Annotated in this window: 7 protein-coding genes and 1 pseudogene; 2 read left to right on the plus strand and 6 right to left on the minus strand. The window is 56.7% G+C overall.

Features of this window, described 5'->3' with window-relative positions:
* A pseudogene (locus tag ACK8OU_RS19615) lies at nucleotides 1–1,560 on the plus strand (DEAD/DEAH box helicase); the annotation flags it as partial.
* Nucleotides 1,561–1,585: 25 nt separating this feature from the next.
* On the opposite strand, the gene ACK8OU_RS19620 reads toward ACK8OU_RS19615, so the two are convergent.
* From ACK8OU_RS19620 to ACK8OU_RS19645, 6 genes are all read right to left on the minus strand, one after another.
* Entirely contained in the window at nucleotides 1,586–2,539 is a 954-nt protein-coding gene (locus ACK8OU_RS19620; protein ID WP_410305026.1) for a restriction endonuclease, read from the minus strand.
* On the minus strand, nucleotides 2,536–3,804 hold the full coding sequence (locus ACK8OU_RS19625) for a three-Cys-motif partner protein TcmP (RefSeq protein WP_009573745.1): 1,269 nt from the start codon (nucleotides 3,802–3,804) through the stop codon (nucleotides 2,536–2,538). The genes ACK8OU_RS19620 and ACK8OU_RS19625 overlap by 4 nt, the downstream gene beginning before the upstream one ends.
* Nucleotides 3,805–3,831: 27 nt before the next feature.
* Nucleotides 3,832–4,614: a DUF5131 family protein gene (locus ACK8OU_RS19630; protein ID WP_009573744.1), complete on the minus strand. Its 783-nt coding sequence runs from the start codon at nucleotides 4,612–4,614 to the stop codon at nucleotides 3,832–3,834.
* Nucleotides 4,615–4,650: 36 nt separating this feature from the next.
* The gene (locus ACK8OU_RS19635) at nucleotides 4,651–5,082 is read right to left on the minus strand and encodes a PIN domain-containing protein (RefSeq protein ID WP_410305027.1); all 432 of its coding nucleotides are present in this window, start codon (nucleotides 5,080–5,082) and stop codon (nucleotides 4,651–4,653) included.
* Nucleotides 5,079–5,381: a hypothetical protein gene (locus ACK8OU_RS19640; protein ID WP_009573742.1), complete on the minus strand. Its 303-nt coding sequence runs from the start codon at nucleotides 5,379–5,381 to the stop codon at nucleotides 5,079–5,081. Before ACK8OU_RS19640 ends, ACK8OU_RS19635 begins: the two co-directional genes overlap by 4 nt.
* A 290-nt stretch (nucleotides 5,382–5,671) precedes the next feature.
* Nucleotides 5,672–5,908 carry a hypothetical protein gene (locus ACK8OU_RS19645; RefSeq protein ID WP_410305028.1) on the minus strand — a complete coding sequence of 79 codons (237 nt, stop codon included), beginning with the start codon at nucleotides 5,906–5,908 and terminating at the stop codon, nucleotides 5,672–5,674.
* A gap of 36 nt (nucleotides 5,909–5,944) precedes the next feature.
* On the opposite strand from ACK8OU_RS19645, the gene ACK8OU_RS19650 reads away from it, so the two are divergent.
* Nucleotides 5,945–6,200, plus strand: a 256-nt coding sequence (locus tag ACK8OU_RS19650) for a recombinase family protein (RefSeq protein WP_410305029.1), incomplete at its 3' end; no start/stop codon positions are given.

The following is a 6,200-nucleotide window of genomic DNA, read 5'->3' on the forward strand; positions in this document are numbered from 1 at the left end:
CTCAATCTCAACGCTGCAGTTATGCTGGTGCCGTATCTGGTCCGCAGAGGCGAGAAGATCAAAGGCGAGGAGTTCGCAAATGTCGCCGGGCGAGCCGGCCGCGCTTTCGTGGACGTCGAAGGCCTCATCGTTCACGTGATGTTCGACAAGATCAAATGGCGAGAAAGAGAGTGGCGTGAGTTGGTTGCCTCCGCCAAGGCCCGCACACTGAAGAGCGGCCTCATCCAAATCGTCGCAGAGATCCTTGAGCGCCTGGCCCGTGAAGGCGTTCTGGAGCGCGATGACGCATGGGAATATCTCGCCAACGCCCGCGAAGCCTGGAGATCGCCCGCGGAGGAAGCCGCAGTCGCCGAGCGCTTGGCGGCCGGCGCGGAATATGACGCAGATGACGGTGAAGATGAAGGCGGTGATGACGAAGGGGAGACCATCGACGAGGAACCGCTTTCGCAAATCGTCGAACGTCTCGATGCGACTGTCTTCGGATTGATCGAAGCGCTGGACTCCGACCGGGCTGATCTGCCAACGCTCTTGGACGAGGCGCTCAAAGGGTCACTCTGGGCGCGCCAGATAGCCCGAGAAGACGAGGACATCGCGCCATTGCACAAGAAGGTGTTCGAGGCGCGCGCTGAACTCATATGGAAGTCCACTACAACGGAGGCGCGGCGCGGACATTTCGCGATGGGTGTCGGGCTCGAGGCTGGGCTCGCCATTGATGCGATGGCAGACGAATTGGCCGATCTCCTCGATCAAGCTGACGCTGCCGCGCTGAGTGGAGATGTCGGCGAACTTGTCGACGCCCTTTCAGGTCTCGGGGAACGCCTGCTGTTTATGCGGCCGTTCATTCCCGACAAGACGAACGCGCTACCGGCCAACTGGAAGGACATCCTGCGCCGTTGGGTGTCTGGCGACGATGTCGCCAATATTGGGCCTCAGAATATGCGGGCTGTCGAAGAGGCCTTCACCTATCGTTTGGTCTGGGCCTTGGAAGCTGTTCGTACCCGCCGCATGTCCCTCGGCTGGTCTCCAGAAACAGTGGTGGGGGGCGCCGCAGCAGCGGTCGAAACCGGCGTTCCACAATTCATGATGTCGATGCTGATCCGCGCGGGCCTTCCATCACGGCGCGCAGCCATGGCGGCAATCGAGGATGCCGAGCCAGCCTTCGTCACGCCCGCGGAGATGAGGGCCTGGCTCGAATCCGACGAGATCACAGCTTACACCGATGCTGGTGATTGGCCGACCCCCGACACGGCAGCGCTATGGGCGCGGTTCCGAACGGAGGCCCTGAGTGGCGGCATTCAGAAATGGTCGGTCGAACACTACAAGCGCCTGCTCGACACCGCGACCGCCCCACCTGCCGGCCTCTATCGGATTGTCACAGACGATGGAGATGGGCGGACCTGGATGGCGACGCCTGACTATCAGCGGGTGGCGGCATTCAAGAAATCGGCACTTGATCCGAAGCCCAGCCTGTTCTCGGGGCGGCTGCCGGGCAATACTAGGTTGGTGGAAGCGTTGCGCGTCGGCCGTGGGAAACTGCGCTGGCCACGGGCCAACACGTAGAGGAGAACCTACGAGATAATTTCCGCTATTTTTCGTTGGAAGGCTGAAAAATTCCTGCTCTTAGGTCACGAATACTTTCCGAGTGCTTAGGCAGCTGCAAGGAGATGCGCTGATTCTTTCTCATCCGCCGCTGCAAAGAAAATTCTACGCGCTGGATGGCATCGATATCGCCGGATGAATACTCGACCCTGTTGGCCTCATCGAAAGGAATGTGTTCTGCCTCTACCCAGAGAGCAACGGTGAGTATTACGTCTCCCAACCGAACGGGTCCGTCGGGAGTCGTGACGGTCACCTCGCCGGGGTAGGGAAAGCACACCGTTCGGAAAACGGGTGACTGGGCCTTTTCTATGCCTTCAAACGGATCAGTTGCCTCCTGAAGCTGGAGCCAAAGATCGTTCAAAGACCAGGCCGCGCCGGTCTCCTCGTTACGAAAGATGGATGCGAAAGGGTCCGTATCCTCGGGTAGCGTACAGTCAAGATCCGACGGCTCTGGCATCTTCCAATCGAGCGAGCGAAATTTTCGAATACCGACTCGTGAAATGGCGCACGCTTTGTGCCAGAAGAGCACGAAGTCTACCTGCAGCAATGAATTGACATCCTCACTCGCGATTTCCGAGAGCTCTCGAAGAGAAACACCGCTTTGCTCGGCGACCTTCCGGGCACTGTCGGTGAAACCAGACGCACTCACCGCGATCGTACGATCTGCACCAATCGCCTTTTTCTTCGCGGCCAGTTGCTCGATCCAGGTGACATCCTGAATTGCAGTCCTTCGCCGACACTCGATCGTCAAAAGGACTTCGGCGGTTCCAATCCGCGTACGGATACTTGCATCGACCTCTCGTAGCTGACCTGTAATCTTGCATCTGATACGATCAGGAGAGTTAACAGTCACATTTCCGGGGTCTGCATCAGCCTCTATTCGCGCAACCAGACGCTCGAATTCACGCCATTCAGGATCTTGGCCTTCGCTGGCGCTCATCTTTTGCGACGCTTTCCGTCCGCACCGGCATCGAGGAACATCGGGAAGAAGCTGCGCTGTGTCTTCACCTTGATGACATCATTGACCCCAATCGTGTTTGCTTTCCGTCGCTCACCGCCTGCAGGTGTAATGACTTCAAGATCCGGGTTCTCGATAATCGCCGTATGAATGTCATCAGCGTGAGCAGGTGTGACGTTGTAGATGCTCTCGTAGAAATCCATGACGGGCATCGCATCACCAGTCTCAGTCACAAGACGCGGAATATCTCCCAGGAGTTGGCTCTTCGCGGACGCACGGGCATCACTGTCGAACAGATAGAGCATGCCTTCGTCATGCCGCGGATCATAAGACAGCATGTTGAGGCCAGACCGACCGAAATGTGCCTGCATCGTTGCATTGTCATGCAGGATGTTGTTGTAGACCTGCCGCGCACGGCAAGCGTTGGCGAAGTGAATGAGCCAATATCGCCAGCCACCAGGGTTATTAATCGAGAACGGGCTTACATAGGGAGCGCATCTCCGGAAGACGTCAAAAACGATTTTTTCAGCCGTGCCGAGCCAGTCATTCTTGCTCATGACCCCGTTCAGTTCACCGATATCGGTGGTCTTGAGCCCAAGATAGTCCAGTCGGGCAGTGAGTTGATCTGGTTGGTCCTTTTTCAAAAAGGCCAAAAGAGAACTGATCATGAACGTGTAGAAGATCTCAGCCGCTGGATAGGTCCGCATGATGTCGACGATCGTGTCACGCTCGACGTGGCTATCCCCGCACTGGTCTAAGTTGAACAATACGCTTCGATAACGGCCCTGCTCCAGCAACGCCCTGGTTTTCGGGTAAGCTTTCTCGAAGAACTCATTCAAGTACTCTACGCGAAGATGCAGCTTCGGGCATGTTTCCGCGATATCTGCCTGCAGTGGTGCGACATGGGTCTTCAATAGTTCAATCGCATCCCGACTGGCATCATTAAAAATGAGAAGACACTCGACCTCAATAGCGCCTAAGCCTTGCGCCGCCCGCTGTGTGTTGACCGCTTCAGTCGCGCGCCTGAGTTCTTCAATGAAAATCAGCGGGGACCCGGGCGTTCCGCACTGGTAACGCCCCCCACCAGCAAAACCATCGACTATTGCAAGCCTGAAACGTTCCTGTTGGGGTAATTTGCAGCGAACGGTAAGATAATCAAAGACGTACTCACGAAGAATCTTGTGTTTGCGCCGCGAATGCTCTTCGAGCTTCGCGCCATCTGCCCATTCGTATCTTTTTTCGACCATGTTGCCTCCCCGCCTATCTCTAAACTCTTACACAACCGCTTGCGGGGCGGCAGGCATTTCGTCCCAGGTGCGTCCACGATATTCTCGCCCGTTGGCCTTCTTCGAGCGCTTCTTGTTGTCCTTGCCCCAAGTTCCCCACTGTTTGAAGAAAAATGCCGTCCCTGCCGTAAGGCATTGGGCATGTATTTCATCAATCCATTCTTCGCGAATTGGACGGGCGGACTTTCCGCTTTCGCCGCCCACAATCGCCCAGTGAATATCCTGAAGATCAATTGCGCCAACGGCACCAATCAGCGGCTCAAAAGAAATGAAGCGGATCGCTGCAGGTGACCGGCGGAGGTCATCGATGCGATCAACGACTTCAGCGTTTTCGATGCTCGTACCAAGCCAAACGTTGGGCAGGACCTCTCCGATGCGGTCGCTGACCAACTCTGCCATACGCTCGGGACGCTTAGTCAGAATCTGGTAGTTATGGCGTGGCGTTTCACGCATGACTTGCCAAACGTCCAATATGAATTCATCAGTCACCTGGTCATGGAAGAGGTCACTCATCGAGTTAACGAAGATCTTTCGGGGCTTGCGCCATCTGTGGGGAATCGTCAGTGCCTGCCGATCCTCACGCACGACTCCATTCCAAACGGTCCTCCGACCCGTCTTGCGAGTTAGTCCTGCATATTTCTGGACACCCATCGCTTCGAGCCGCTTGGCCATTTCCATCGCATAACAATGGGTGCAGCCGGCTGTAACGATCGAACACCCCGCTACCGGATTCCACGTGGCATCTGTCCATTCAATCTGTGTTTCAGCCATGTCGGCCTCCCGCGCATTCATCGTTCCGGCAGCACATCAGTCAGTACCGCGTAACGGGTTGATGAACTGGATATCGGAGAAATCTTTTTCGTTTTCTGTTACCACCACGCAATCGTTGGCTCCCGCGACGGCGGCGATAATCACATCCAACGTGCTCCGCGGACGACCCGTAGACGTCCCATCCGCCATAAGTCGTGCCCATATCAAGGCAGCCTTGTCGTCAAAGGCTAAGATTCGGTCCATGAACAATTCCTGCGGGCCTTCCGGCCCTGAAAACCAAGCATCAAGTGCATCGCGCTTCTTGCCACGTGGTTTGTCCAGAATGCCGCGTCGGATTTCGGCTATGGTCAGCGATGCGATGAAGAGGTCCTCATCCCGCTGAGCTGCCATCCATTTCATCAGAAGTTCAGATGGCTTCGGCTTGACGATATTGCTGATGATGTTGGTGTCTAGAAGGTAACGGCTCACAGATCGACCCTTCGCCCTTCATCGCGCGAGCGCGAGAACTCGACTTCGGCTCCAACCAGGGGCGAACGGCGCAAGGCGGTCAGAATACTACCGGACTTCGGCGGCTCCTCTGCCACGACAGCCTTCACCGCGGCGCGCGCCTCTTCCGCTTCTGGCCCCTCTTCGGCCAAACGGCGAGCAAGCGAGCGGATCAGTTCGCGGTCGGATTCGAGAGCCATGACTTCGAAACGTTTGAAGCCGCGCTGTGTCAGGCGCGCGCGGTAATTCTTGATCGCTCGTTTCTGTGCAGCGTTGCTCATCGCCGATCTCCATGCTATATCAGGATATATATACCAAGAAACATTGGCTTTTCAACTGCCGTGCCGAAGAGCAAGCAGTCACGCCAAGATGGACGCGAGCCCGGAATGTGCCACAGGGTCCGACGTCAAGGCAGCATGGGTTAGATGTACATCGCGATCAAACAGACAATAGCGATTTTGCCCGCCGTTATTCACGACGAGGCTATATCCGTTTCTACGATCCGGCACGACGTAATGCGCCAGAAAAACCGACAACACGCTGTTTTTACATACTATTTTTCCTTGAGCGATCACTTCGAGATGTCATTCTTTGTCTTGCGCACCTCAACGCGCGAGAAACGGATGGCGACCTCTTGGCACGACAGCGACAAACCAAAGCGGAGACACTGCATCTCTCCGTCGAAGCGGCGGACACCGACGCCGCGTGTCTCGCGGGCGCCGAGCCTGATGCCCGCCTCCGCGATCTGGTCCGTCTCTTGGCCCGTCAGGCCGCCCGCGACTTTGTCAACGCCGAGACGGCCCATCATGAACAGGACCGCCTCCCCAAGTAAGGAGGCCGCCGTATGAAGGTCGCGCTCTACGCTCGCTATTCGTCCGACAATCAGCGCGATGCCTCGATCGCAGATCAGTTCCGGATGTGTCGGCTCTACGCCGAGAAGCAGGGCTGGCAGATCGTCGAGGAATACTCGGACCATGCAATCTCGGGCGCCTCACTGCTCCGTCCAGGCATTCAGGCCCTAATCTCCGATGCCACACACGGCCGCTTCAATGTGATCCTCGCAGAGGCGATGGACCGACTCTCCCGGGACCAAGAAGATA

It is taken from the genome of Pontitalea aquivivens, from assembly GCF_046507575.1.
Taxonomy (GTDB): Bacteria; Pseudomonadota; Alphaproteobacteria; order Rhodobacterales; family Rhodobacteraceae; genus Pontitalea; species Pontitalea aquivivens.